This window comes from Bradyrhizobium sp. USDA 241, assembly GCF_049739505.1.
GTDB classification, from domain to species: Bacteria; Pseudomonadota; Alphaproteobacteria; order Rhizobiales; family Xanthobacteraceae; genus Bradyrhizobium; species Bradyrhizobium liaoningense.
In genome coordinates this window covers 387370-399992 of sequence record NZ_JBMGPZ010000005.1, presented here as the reverse complement: position 1 = coordinate 399992, position 12623 = coordinate 387370, and the positions used below count along the sequence as shown (strand labels likewise).

Genomic DNA, 12623 nt, shown 5'->3' with positions numbered 1-12623 from the left:
GCTTCGCGCCACCTTCTCCCACAAGGGGAGAAGGGAAGAAGAGAGCATCCCATCATGGAAGGCGTCACGATCGTCGATCATCCGCTGGTGCAGCACAAGCTGACGCTGGTGCGGGACAAATCCATCTCGACCAAATCGTTTCGGGAGCTGATCAAGGAGATCGGCATGCTCCTGTGCTACGAGGTGACGCGCGACCTGCCGCTCGCCGACACCGTCATCGAGACGCCGCTGGCGACGATGCACTCGGCCAAGATCGCCGGCAAGAAGCTCGTGTTCGTGCCGATGCTGCGCGCCGGCACCACCTTCGTCGACGGCATGATGGATCTGGTGCCGACCGCGCGTGTCGCGCATATCGGGCTCTACCGCGAGCCGCACAGCTTTGCCGCGGTGGAGTACTTCTTCAAATCGCCGTCCGATCTCAGCGAGCGCCTGGCGATCGTGGTGACGCCGGTGGTCGCCACCGCCAACACCGCCGTCGCCGCCATCGACCGGCTGAAGGAGCGCGGCGCCAGGGACATCCGCCTCGCCTGCCTGATCGCCGCGCCGGAAGGCCTCGAACGGCTGCGTGGACTGCATCCGGACGTGCCGATCTGGACAGCGGCGGTGGACGAAGGTCTGGACGAGAACGGGTTCATCCTGCCGGGCCTCGGCGATGCCGGCGACCGCGCTTACGGGACGCGGTAAGCGCTGCACGCACCTATATTGTTCGAGCATGATCTTTCGGAAAGCCGCTGCACACTTTTCCGGGGCATGCCTTAGGAACAGCTTCCATCGCGCGATGTTCTCCTGCATTGCGATGGAGAACACGATGACCTATCAGGATGACGACCGCAGGGCCGACAGAGCACGCCGCAACAGCCCGGTTGGCTGGGCGGTCGGCGCGATCTTCGTGATCGCCGTGGTCGCGGCCGTCTTCTTCTACAATGGGCGCCAGGTGGGGCCACAGACCACGACCTCCGATCCGAATACGGCGCCGAACGTCACCACCGGATCGAATCCACCTGCTGCACCTGCGAAGTGATGCGCTGAGCGCGGGCCGTCACACCTTCCCGCTGCCGCAAATGCCCTTCAGCGCCTGCCACTCCCTGTCGGTCAGTAGCGGCGGGCCGCTGGCGGGACGATCCTCCTTCGTCATGCGCGCGAGGCGGTCCTCGGTCAGCGGGTGGCTGGCGAGGATCGTGGTGAGACCGGAACCGCCCTCCTTGCCGGTGATGCGGAACATCAATTCGGCCGCGGGTTTTGGCGAGCGGCCGAGCTTGTGCATGATCTCGATCGCGAAAGTGTCGGCGCCGGTCTCGGCTTCGCGCGAATAGGAGGCCTCGACCAGGCTGCGCGAAGCGAAGATCACGGCCGAGGAGCCGGTGACGTCGCCGAACAACAGGCCGATCAGGAACGAGGTGCCGCCATTGTAGATCAGGCCGCGCATGTTGTCGTGATGCTTGAGATGGCCGAGCTCGTGGGCGAGGATGCCGGCGAGCTCGTCGGGACTCTCGGCCTTGTCGAGCAGGCCCTTCAGCACGAACACCTTGCCGCCGGGCAGCGCGAAGGCATTCGGCACCGAGGTCGGCAGCACGCCCGCCGTCATGGTGTCGTCGAGGCCGGCCGCATCGCGCAAGCGGTTGACGAGCTTGGTGAAGGCGGCCTTGCCCGCGGGGTCTTCGCAGACGCTGCGGCCGAAGATGGTCTTCATCTGCACTTCGGCGGCATCGCCGATGCGCCGTTCGACCGGCTTCGGCACCAGCGGTGCGAGACGATCGGCGGCGAGCGGCACGCCGAACAAGACGACGCAGACGATGGAGACGGCGGCGGCCACCGACCAGCCCACGATCTTTGCTGTGCCGCGGCGCGTGGCCTGGTGCTCGTCGAGGTGCAGGCAGCGTGCGGTCACATCTGCCGCCACTGCCGCGTCGCGGATCTCGAGCCGCGCCAGGGGCGGAGCCGAAGTGCAGGCCAGACGCAAAACGCCGGCCGGGCCGTCGGCGCGGCGGATATCGGCATAGGCCCAGCGAACGGGCGCTTCGCCGTCCTCAGCGATTTCGAGCGCATCACCGAGCGTCAGCATCACCTGACGCCTGCGGCTCGAGACGCCGTCGAAGAAGATGGTCGGCTTTGAGGACCCGGCCGGGACCCCGGTGGACACGTCACTCACGGTTCAGAATCCTGCAACATCCAGTCCATCGGCAAACCCTTCGCCGAGCGCGCCGGCGAGTTCGCCGCGCCCCTGCACATTCGCCGCGACCGCGATGTCGTGCACCTCGACGGTCTCCAGCACCTTCGCCCAGAGATCGCGCTGGAGATAGACGCGCATGACGATGTTGATGGCCAGCGCTACGGCGAAATAGCCGATGATCATCATTGCCACCACCGGGATGCTGTTCGCGCCGTCGCCAGGCTCGAATACCTGGTCGACCGGCACGCCGGTGAGCTGGACGACGAGCAAGGTACCGCCGACCATGTAAGCACCGAACGCGGCCGAGAGCAGCGTCCACCAGCCGACCACTTTCCAGTAAAGGCCGTAGAAGGCGTCATGAGGCAGGTTCGAGGACAGGCTGACGCCGCCGATGCGAATGCCGTCGAGCCACCAGCGCCACTCGCGGGCCTTGAACTCGGCGTAGAAGAACGGCGCCAGCGGAAAGATCACGAGCGCGACCGGGCTGAGCAGCCACAGCCACCAGCCGCGCTTGAAGAAGGTCCAGCCGTCGCCTTCGAAGTCGCCGGAGAGCTCGCCATAATGGGTGTGCTGCATCTTGTAGCGCTCGAGCGCAGCTGCGCGCCACGGCAGCGCCAGGCCGAGCGTCAGGAACACGAGCAAGCCCCACAGCATGGCGCGGAGCGAATAGGCCCAGCCCGAGCCGTCCATCCAGAACCTCACGCCGCGCCAGACCGTGCGCGTCAGGCGGTAGCGCCGCGCGCGAAAGATCGCGAACTGGCCGAAAGCGTAGAAGCCGATGAACAGCGGCAAAGAGGCGAAGCCCTGCCAGCGTTCGAACTCGATACCGATCAGAAAATACGCGAGGTAGATCGGCACCAGGATCGCGAGCGCGACCAGGAAGCCGATCAGAAGCTCCTTGCCCCGCCCGGTATATTCGGCTGCATCGCCGTCGATCGCAGTGTTGGCCCAAAGATGGCGGCGAATGTCGGTGACCAGCCAGAACCGGTAGAAACCGAAGGTGACGAGCTCCAGCATGGCACCCCTGGTGACCATTCTACGGAACTCGGAGCGGTCGCCGGAGAAATCGACCCGCGTCGGCGGCAGCGGCGGCGGCAAGGGTTCGGAGCCAATGGGGCTCCATTGCATATCGTTCACGTCAGCAACCTCGGGGTGCGGATCTGTTGCGGTCAACTATAGATCAGAGGTTAGTCGATCCCCAAGCTGGGCGGGTTCGATTACCTCGATTCCCATAGGCTTCTTGCACGATTCTCCACCGCGCGGCGTGCGGGAGGTCACGTTCGCGTGGCGACGTGACGGCCGTCCGACGCTCTCGTGAAGGTTGGATGTGGCAAAACTCTCCCTTGCCCCGACGCAGACAACCGGCTGTAATTGCAAATCAAATACCGCAGCGCAGAATTCAACGAGAACGCGCGGTTCAGGTCAGGGAGAACGGTCATGCACGGGACCATCGAGAGCGCGACCAAGCTCGACGCACTTCGCGCGCGCGCCACGTCACTGCCGCTGGAGCAGTTCGATCCGGGCGACCCGGAGTTGTTCAGGACGGATACGTTCTGGCCCTATTTCGACCGGCTGCGCCGGGAAGATCCCGTGCATTACTGCAAGGACTCGATGTTCGGGCCGTATTGGTCGGTGACGCGCTACAACGACATCATGGAGATCGAGACCAACCATGCGGTGTTCTCCTCCGCCTCCGCGCTCGGCGGCATCACCATCCGCGACATCGATCCGGATTTGCGCCGCGAGAGCTTCATCTCGATGGACCCGCCGCGCCATGCGGCCCAGCGCAAGACCGTGGCGCCGATGTTCACGCCGACGCACCTCGACAATCTCGCGATCAACATCCGCAAGCGCTCGGCCGAGTGCCTGGACAACCTGCCCCGCGGCGAGGTGTTCGACTGGGTCGACCGCGTCTCGATCGAGCTGACGACGCAGATGCTGGCGGTGCTGTTCGACTTCCCCTGGGAGGACCGCCGCAAGCTGACGCGCTGGTCGGACATCGCCACCACCATTCCCGGCCCCGACGGCCTCGTCGCCACCGAGGACGAGCGGATGGCCGAGCTGACGGAATGCGCGGCCTATTTCTCCCGCCTCTGGAAGGAGTGCATCGAACAGCCGCCGAAGAGCGACCTCTTGTCGATGATGGCGCACAGTGCCGCCACGCGCGACATGGACGCCAGGAACTTCCTCGGCAATCTCATCCTTTTGATCGTCGGCGGCAACGACACCACCCGCAACACCATGTCGGGCTCGATCTATGCGCTGAGCCAGCATCCGGAGCAGTATCGCAAGCTGCGCGAGAACCCTGATCTGCTCGACAGCTTCGTGCCCGAGGTGATCCGCTGGCAGACGCCGCTCGCGCATATGCGGCGCACGGCGCTCTCCGACTTCGAATTCCGCGGCAAGCAGATCAAGAAGGGTGACAAGGTCGTGATGTGGTACGTCTCGGGCAACCGCGACGAGGAGGTGATCGATAAGCCCTATGATTTCATCATCGACCGCGCCCGCCCGCGCACGCATCTCTCCTTCGGCTTCGGCATCCACCGCTGCGTGGGCCTCAGGCTCGCTGAACTCCAGCTCAAGATTATTTGGGAAGAAATTCTCAAGCGGTTCGACCATATTGATGTGGTCGGCGAGCCCAGGCGGGTCTATTCGAGCTTCGTGAAGGGGCTCGAGACATTGCCGGTGAAGATTGCGGCGTAAATTCGCAGTAAGATGAACTTGAACTAGATCCACACGGAAGCTGCGCCCCGTCCCCCGCTTGCGGGGGAGGGTCGGGGAGAGGATGCCTCAACAACGAAGGCTCCCCAGGAAGAAAGAGCCCTCACCCGGCGCTATGCGCCGACCTCTCCCAGCGGGAGAGGTTAGAAACCAACACTGGAGCTAACACCATGAACATCCAAGCGCCGGTTAAAGTGGACAAGGCCGAACGCATGCGCAGGGCGCGCGAGGAGGCCTATGCGACGCCGCTTTCGCAATTCCACCCCGGCGCGCCCAGGCTGTTCCAGGACGACACGCTGTGGCCGTGGTTCGAGCGGCTGCGCAAGGAAGAGCCGGTGCACTACTGCACTAACGCGCCGATCGAGCCCTACTGGTCGGTGGTGAAGTACAACGACATCATGCATGTCGACACCAATCACGGCATCTTCTCTTCGGATTCGAAGCTCGGCGGCATCTCGATCCGCGACGTGCCGGAAGGCTACGACTATCCAAGCTTCATCGCGATGGACCAGCCCCGGCATTCGGCGCAGCGCAAGACGGTGTCGCCGATGTTCACCCCTCAGCATCTGGACGAGCTGGCGAGATTGATCCGCCAGCGCTCGCAGACCGTGCTGGACAATCTTCCGCGCAACGAGACCTTCAACTTCGTCGAGCGCGTCTCGATCGAGCTGACGACGCAGATGCTGGCGACGCTGTTCGACTTCCCCTGGGAAGAGCGGCGCAAGCTGACGCGCTGGTCGGACGTCTCGACCGCGCTGCCCAAAAGCGGCATCGTCGCATCGGCAGAGGAGCGCCGCCGCGAGATGGACGAATGCTATGCCTACATGTCGAAGCTGTGGAACGAGCGCGTCAACTCCGCGCCGCGCAACGACCTGCTGTCGCTGATGGCGCACAACGAGGCCACGCGCCACATGGACCCCGACAACCTCATGGGCAACATCATCCTGCTCATCGTCGGCGGCAACGACACCACGCGCAACACCATGACCGGCTCGGTGCTGGCACTGAACGAGAACCCGGAGCAGTACGACAAGCTCCGCGCCAATCCGGAGCTGATCGACTCCATGGTGCCGGAAGTGATCCGCTGGCAGACGCCGCTGGCGCATATGCGGCGCACCGCATTGCAGGACACCGAGATCGGCGGCAAGCACATCAGGAAGGGCGACCGCGTCGTGATGTGGTACGTCTCCGGCAATCGCGACGAGGAGATGTTCGAGAAGCCGAACGAGTTCATCATTGACCGCCCGCGCCCGCGCACCCACCTCTCCTTCGGCTTCGGCATCCACCGCTGCGTCGGCATGCGGCTTGCCGAATTGCAGCTGCGGATCGTCTGGGAGGAGATGCTGAAGCGGTTCGACCGCATCGAGGTGGTCGGCGAGCCGAAGCGGATCTATTCCAGCTTCATCAAGGGATACGAGTCGCTGCCGGTGAGGATTCCGGGGTAGGTGGAGTGCCTTGAGCCAAAGCGCCTCTCCAAACTCCGCTGTCATGCCCCGCGAAGGCGGGGCATCCAGTACGCCGCGGCTTCTCGGCTCTAGCCGTGCGGCCTCTGGAATACTGGATTGCCCGCCTTTGCGGGCAATGACACCGAGGGTGGGGCTGGGAGCACACCGCCCCTAACGCTCCGCTATCACACCTCAGTCCGGCTATAAAATTCCGGCATGACAGGTCGCGCCAGATGCGAAGGCAAGACGGCGCCTGACTGTTCTACGACACCAGCGCATCTAACTCAATTTGATGTCCCACACGCCTTCCTTGCGGCAGGCGGCGACTTCCTCGCGCAGGAGTGCGGTGATGGCGAGCGAGGCCGTCGAGGCCGGGCGATCGATCGGAGAGGCAAAGATGAGCTCGCGCGTCATCGGCCTGGATACGGGCGCGGTTTCGAGCCGCCCGTCCGCGACCTCGCCGTGGACCGACGAGGGCGGCAGCAGCGCGAAGCCGAGGCCCTCCTCGACCAGGCTGGTCAGCACGCGGAAGGAATCCGCCTCGAGCTGGACGTTGAGCTTGATCTTGCGCTGGGCCGCCGCATGCTCGATCAGCGCGCGGAGACCGTGGGAATGAGAGGGCAGCACCAGGCGCTGGCGCAGCAGCCAGCCGATGTCGACGCTCTTCTTGCGCGCCAGCCCGCAGCCGCGTGGGCCGACCGCGACGATATTGTCGCGCCCCAGGCTCTGCACATTGAGATGCAGATCGGCCGAGCGGCCGTAGAGGATGGCGAGATCCATCTCGCCGCGATGCAGCCATTCGACGAGATGGCCGCTGTAGCTCTCGACGATGCGCAGCGAGATGCCGGGAAACTTTTCGACGCAGCGCCGCGCGAAGCGCGCCGACAGAACGTAGCTCACGGTCGGAACCAGGCCGAGCACGACCTGGCCCGAGGGCGGCCCCTTGGCCGACTGGATGTCGTCGCGGATCTGGTCGATCTGCCGCACGATGCCGGAGGTGCGCGCGAGCAGAAGCCGGCCGGCCTCGGTCAGCACCATGCCGCGGCCGTTGCGGGTGAACAGATCGGTGCGCAGCTCGTGTTCCAGGAGCTTGATCTGCCGGCTGAGCGCCGGCTGCGCCACGCGCAGCGTGTCGGAAGCCTTGGAGAGGCTGCCGAGCTCCGCCACGCAACTGAAGGTCCTGAGCTGCCGGAAATCCATGCTTGCCAATCCTGGAAGGCTACTTCATACGCTATAGCAAATGAGCATAGGGGGCTGGCGTTGTTTTCACAACGCCAGGGGATTGGCCGGCGTTATCTTAACTGCCGCTAAGAATTGGAAACGCCATGAGTCAAGAACATCACACCGAAGATTACGCCGACATCCGCGAGGCCGTCGCCAAGCTGTGCGCGCAGTTTCCCGGCGAATACTGGCGCAAGCTCGATCGCGAGATGGCCTATCCCAAGGCGTTCGTCGATGCGCTGACCGAGGCCGGCTATCTCTCGGTGCTGATCCCCGAGGAATATGGCGGCGCGGGCCTGAAGCTTTCTGCGGCCGCCGCGATCCTCGAGGAGATCCAGCGCGCGGGCTGCAACGGCGGCGGCTGCCACGCCCAGATGTACACGATGGGCACGGTGCTGCGGCACGGCAATGCCGAGCAGAAGGCGAAGTACCTGCCGAAGATCGCGAGCGGCGAACTGCGCCTGCAGGCCTTCGGCGTGACCGAGCCGACCAGCGGCACCGACACCTCCTCGCTGAAGACCTTCGCACGCAAGGACGGCAACGACAGCTATGTCGTCAACGGCCAGAAGATCTGGACCAGCCGCGCCGAGCATTCCGATCTGATGATCCTGCTGGCACGCACCACGCCGAAGGATCAGGTCAAGAAGCGCACAGACGGCTTGTCGGTGTTCATCGTCGACATGCGCGAGGCCAAGAACAACGGCCTCGAGATTCGCCCGATCCGCACCATGATGAACCACGCCACTACCGAAGTGTTCTTCACCGACATGAAGGTGCCGGCCGAGAACCTGATCGGCGAGGAAGGCAAGGGCTTTCGCTACATCCTCTCCGGCATGAATGCCGAGCGCATCCTGATCGCGGCCGAATGCGTCGGCGACGCCAAATGGTTCATCGCCAAGGCCACGAACTACGCCAAGGAGCGCAGCGTTTTCGGCCGGCCGATCGGTCAGAACCAGGGCATCCAGTTCCCGATCGCCAAGGCCTACGCCTCGATGCGGGCGGCCGAGCTGATGGTGAAGGAAGCGACGCGCAAATACGAGGCCGGCCTCGACTGCGGCGCCGAGGCCAACATGGCCAAGATGCTGGCGGCCGATGCGTCGTGGGAAGCGGCCAATGCCTGCATCCAGACCCATGGCGGCTTCGGCTTCGCCGAGGAATACGACGTCGAGCGCAAGTTCCGCGAGACCCGGCTTTACCAGGTGGCGCCGATCTCGACCAACCTCGTGCTGTCCTTCGTCGCCGAGCATGTGCTCGGCATGCCCCGCTCGTACTGAGGCGGCCAGCATGGGAGCACTTGACGGGATCAGGGTGATTGCGGTCGAGCAGGCGGTCGCGGCGCCGTTCTGCTCCTCGCGCCTGGCCGATGCCGGCGCCGAGGTGATCAAGATCGAGCGGCCCGAGGGCGATTTCGCGCGGGGCTATGACGCGGCGGCCAAGGGCCAGAGCAGCTATTTCGTCTGGCTCAACCGCGGCAAGCAATCCGCGGTGGTTGATCTCACGACCAAGGAAGGCCGCGCCGAGCTGGAGAAGCTGATCGCCAGTGCCGACGTGCTGATCCAGAACCTCAAGCCCGGCTCGATGGACAAGCTCGGCTTCTCGCGCGAGCGCTTGCTCAGAGACTATCCGAAGCTGATCTCGTGCACCATCACCGGCTACGGCGACGAGGGCCCCTATGCGCATCGCAAGGCCTATGAACTCCTGATCCAGGCCGAGAGCGGGCTTGCCTCGATCACCGGCTATCCCGACGGCGCCTCGCGCGTCGGCATGTCGATCGTGGACGTGGCGACCGGCGCCACCGCCCATGCGGCGATCCTGGAAGCACTGATCGCGCGCGGGCGCACCGGCAACGGGGCCGATATCCGCATCTCCATGTTCGACGTGATGGCGGACTGGTGCACCGTGCCGCTGCTCAACTCCGAAGCCGGCAATCCGCCCAAGCGCATGGGCCTGCGCCATCCCTCGATCGCTCCGTACGGCGTGTTCACCTCCAAGGACGGCAAGGACATCCTGATCTCGATCCAGAGCGAGCGCGAGTGGAAGACGCTGTGCGCGAAGGTGCTGGACCAGCCCGATCTGCCCGCCGATCCGCGCGTTGCCAACATGGTCGAGCGCGTGCGCAACCGCGACTTCACCGACCAGACGGTCGCGGACATCTTCGGCAAGATGACGCGCGATGAGCTGCTGAAGCGGCTGTCGGATGCCGACATTGCCTTTGCCGAGGTCAACACCATGGCCGACCTCACCAACCATCCACATCTGCGCCGGATCGAGGTCGACACGCCGAACGGCCGCGTCAGCTATCCCGCGCCGGCGCCGATCATCGTCGGCGAGACGCGGAGCTACGGCGCCGTGCCCGCGATCGGCGAAAATCCAAAGTCCAAGAAGTAAGAGAGCGAGGCGTCATGACCGAGAAGCTCGACATCGATCATTTGCGGCAATGGATCGGCCGCAGCCAGGAGGCCACCGATACCGTCACCGCGCACCTCGTCATGGGTTTGCGCGCGACGCTGTTCCAGGATGTCGGCGAGCCCAAGACAGGTGACGCCGCGCCGTTCACGGTGCACTGGTGCCTGGCGCAGCCGGTGTTTCCGATGTCGATGCTCGGGCCCGACGGTCACCCGACCCGCGGCGGCTTCCTGCCGCCGGTGCCGCTGCCGCGCCGGATGTGGGCCGGCGGCGAGATCGAATTCCTGCAGCCGCTTCGCGTCGGCGACGAATCGACGCGAACCTCGCGCATTGCCGACGTGCAGGTGAAATCGGGCTCGACCGGCACGCTGTGCTTCGTCTCGGTCGAGCACAGCATTTCCTCGCCGCGCGGCACAGCCATCCGCGAGCGGCAGGACATCGTCTACCGCGAGATGACGAGCAGCGCGTCCGCTGGCGGCAAGGCCCCGCCTCCGCCGCCGAAGGCGCAGCACCGCGAGACCCATGTGTCGGATCCCGTGCTGCTGTTCCGCTACTCCGCGCTCACTTTCAACGGCCACCGCATCCATTACGATCGCGACTACGTCACCAAGGTCGAGGGTTATCCGGGCCTGATCTTCCACGGACCGCTGCAGGCGGCGCTCATCATCGAAATGGCCGCCAAGATTCGCGGCGGCAAGGCGCCGAAGAAGTTCACCTATCGCGGCCTGCAGCCGCTGTTCGAAGGCACGGAGTTCTCCATCAACGCCAATGAGACCGCTGATGGCATGGAGCTATGGACCGCGAACGCGGAGGGACAGCCGACGATGAAGGGCACGGCGGTGTGGTGACGCTGTCTCCTCGCATTGCGAGTGCCGCGGCGATGTGGGAAGTTCGACCCTCACCCTGAGGAGCGCGCCCCTTCGCGCGCGTCTCGAAGGGCGAGGCCACCAGCCGGGCCTTCATCCTTCGAGACGCGCGAAGACGCGCTCCTCAGGATGAGGAACTAAGAAGGGGACGGAAACCGATGGCCAAGAACGGCAAGACCGGCAGCAAGTCCGTCACCGTCAAGCAGGCGACGCTCGACCTCTTGCGCTCGTTCGGCATCGACCGGGTGTTCGGCAATCCCGGCTCGACCGAGCTGCCGTTCCTCAGCGACTGGCCCGACGACATCGACTACGTGCTGGCGCTGCAGGAGGCCTCCGCGGTCGGCATGGCCGACGGCTATGCGCAGGCGACACGCAATGCCGGCTTCGTCAATCTGCATTCGGCGGCCGGCGTCGGCAATGCGCTCGGCAATATCTACACCGCGCACCGCAACCAGACGCCGCTCGTGATCACTGCGGGCCAGCAGGCGCGCTCGATCCTGCCGCTGCAGGCGTTCCTTTATGCCGAGCGCGCGTCGGAGTTCCCGCGGCCTTACGTCAAATACAGCGTCGAGCCGGCGCGGCCCGAGGACGTGCCGGCCGCGATCGCGCGGGCCTATTACACCGCGATGCAGCCGCCATGCGGGCCGACCTTCGTGTCGATCCCGATCGACGACTGGGCACATGCGGCCGCTCCCGTCGAGGCGCGCAAGGTCAGCCGCGAGATTGGCCCCCAGCCTGACGCGATGCAGGCGCTGGCGAAGGCGCTCGGCTCCGCAAAACACCCGGCCCTCGTCGTCGGCCCCGGCGTCGATCGCGCCGGCGCGGTGGACCTGATGGTGCGCGTCGCCGAGAAGGCCAAGGCGAGCGTCTGGGTCAGCCCGTTCTCGGCGCGCTGCTCGTTCCCCGAGCGGCATCCGCAATTTGCGGGCTTCCTGCATGCATCGCCGGCACAGCTCTCCGATGCGCTGCGCGGGTACGATCTCGTCGTCGTCATCGGCGCGCCGGTATTCACCTTCCATGTCGAGGGCCATGCCGCGATCTTCGATGGCGGGGCGACCATTTTTCAGATCACCGATGATCCGGATGCCGCCGCGGTGACGCCGGTCGGCACCAGCATCGTCGCGACGATGAAGCCGGCGCTGACCATGCTGCTCGAGTTGCTGCCGGAGAGCAAGCGCGCAGCGCCGAAGGGCCGCACGCTGCCGCCGGCGCCGCAAGCCGCCGATCCTCTGCCGGTCGAATTCCTGCTGCACTCGCTGTCGCAAGCGATGCCGGACGGGGCGTCACTCGTCGAGGAAGTGCCCTCGCACCGGCCGGCGATGCAGAAGTTCATGCCGATGCGCGGCCAGGACAGTTTCTACACGATGTCGAGCGGCGGTCTCGGCTACTCCCTGCCCGCCGCCGTCGGCATGGCGCTCGGCAAGCCGAGCAGCCGCACCGTCTGCCTGATTGGCGACGGCTCGGCGATGTATTCAATCCAGGCGCTGTGGACCGCCGCACAGCGAAAACTGCCGCTGACCGTCGTCGTCATCAACAATTCCGGTTACGGCGCGATGCGTTCGTTCAGCCAGGTGATGCAGGTGCGCAACGTGCCCGGGCTGGAGCTGCCGGGGATCGATTTCGTGCGACTTGCGGAGGGCATGGGCTGCCACGCGGTGAGGGTGACGAAGGCTGCGGAGCTGGGCGAGGCGCTCAAGCGCGGCATGGCGTATGCGGGCACGAGCCTCGTCGAGGTCGTCGTGGATTCAGCGGTGCCGGTGTTGTACGGGCAGAAGCATTGAGGTGCCGTAGCCC

At 65.2% G+C, this 12623-nt stretch carries 11 protein-coding genes; 8 read left to right on the top strand and 3 right to left on the bottom strand.

What is annotated here, in order from left to right:
* Nucleotides 1-54: 54 nt before the first annotated feature.
* Both upp and ABIF91_RS23575 read left to right on the top strand, forming a co-directional pair.
* On the top strand, nt 55-684 hold the full coding sequence (gene upp / locus ABIF91_RS23580; RefSeq protein WP_028179165.1) for a uracil phosphoribosyltransferase: 630 nt from the start codon (nt 55-57) through the stop codon (nt 682-684).
* A gap of 124 nt (nt 685-808) precedes the next feature.
* The gene (locus ABIF91_RS23575) at nt 809-1021 is read left to right on the top strand and encodes a hypothetical protein (RefSeq protein ID WP_028179164.1); all 213 of its coding nucleotides are present in this window, start codon (nt 809-811) and stop codon (nt 1019-1021) included.
* An 18-nt stretch (nt 1022-1039) separates the two neighbouring features.
* On the opposite strand, the gene ABIF91_RS23570 is transcribed toward ABIF91_RS23575, so the two are convergent.
* Together ABIF91_RS23570 and ABIF91_RS23565 are read right to left on the bottom strand one after the other, a co-directional pair.
* Nucleotides 1040-2149, bottom strand: coding sequence for a M48 family metallopeptidase (locus tag ABIF91_RS23570; protein WP_028179163.1), 1110 nt, complete (start codon nt 2147-2149; stop codon nt 1040-1042).
* A gap of 3 nt (nt 2150-2152) precedes the next feature.
* Nucleotides 2153-3298 carry a YjgN family protein gene (locus ABIF91_RS23565; protein ID WP_424579813.1) on the bottom strand — a complete coding sequence of 382 codons (1146 nt, stop codon included), beginning with the start codon at nt 3296-3298 and terminating at the stop codon, nt 2153-2155.
* A 309-nt stretch (nt 3299-3607) separates the two neighbouring features.
* Between ABIF91_RS23565 and ABIF91_RS23560 the strand changes: the two genes are divergently transcribed.
* Complete coding sequence (locus ABIF91_RS23560) at nt 3608-4873, top strand: cytochrome P450 (RefSeq protein ID WP_035672256.1); 1266 nt, start codon at nt 3608-3610, stop codon at nt 4871-4873.
* Between the two features lie 188 nt (nt 4874-5061).
* Complete coding sequence (locus tag ABIF91_RS23555) at nt 5062-6336, top strand: cytochrome P450 (protein WP_028179160.1); 1275 nt, start codon at nt 5062-5064, stop codon at nt 6334-6336.
* A 279-nt stretch (nt 6337-6615) separates the two neighbouring features.
* Here the strand turns inward: ABIF91_RS23555 and ABIF91_RS23550 are convergent, their stop codons facing one another.
* Nucleotides 6616-7536: a LysR substrate-binding domain-containing protein gene (locus ABIF91_RS23550; RefSeq protein WP_424579425.1), complete on the bottom strand. Its 921-nt coding sequence runs from the start codon at nt 7534-7536 to the stop codon at nt 6616-6618.
* Between the two features lie 125 nt (nt 7537-7661).
* Between ABIF91_RS23550 and ABIF91_RS23545 the strand changes: the two genes are divergently transcribed.
* From ABIF91_RS23545 to mdlC, 4 genes are all read left to right on the top strand, one after another.
* Nucleotides 7662-8831: an acyl-CoA dehydrogenase family protein gene (locus tag ABIF91_RS23545; RefSeq protein WP_028179158.1), complete on the top strand. Its 1170-nt coding sequence runs from the start codon at nt 7662-7664 to the stop codon at nt 8829-8831.
* A 10-nt stretch (nt 8832-8841) separates the two neighbouring features.
* Nucleotides 8842-9945, top strand: a complete 1104-nt coding sequence (locus ABIF91_RS23540) for a CaiB/BaiF CoA transferase family protein (RefSeq protein WP_028179157.1) — start codon at nt 8842-8844, stop codon at nt 9943-9945.
* 14 nt (nt 9946-9959) lie between these two features.
* Nucleotides 9960-10811 carry an FAS1-like dehydratase domain-containing protein gene (locus ABIF91_RS23535; protein ID WP_028179156.1) on the top strand — a complete coding sequence of 284 codons (852 nt, stop codon included), beginning with the start codon at nt 9960-9962 and terminating at the stop codon, nt 10809-10811.
* A 176-nt stretch (nt 10812-10987) separates the two neighbouring features.
* Complete coding sequence (mdlC, locus tag ABIF91_RS23530) at nt 10988-12610, top strand: benzoylformate decarboxylase (RefSeq protein WP_028179155.1); 1623 nt, start codon at nt 10988-10990, stop codon at nt 12608-12610.
* Nucleotides 12611-12623: the final 13 nt, after the last annotated feature.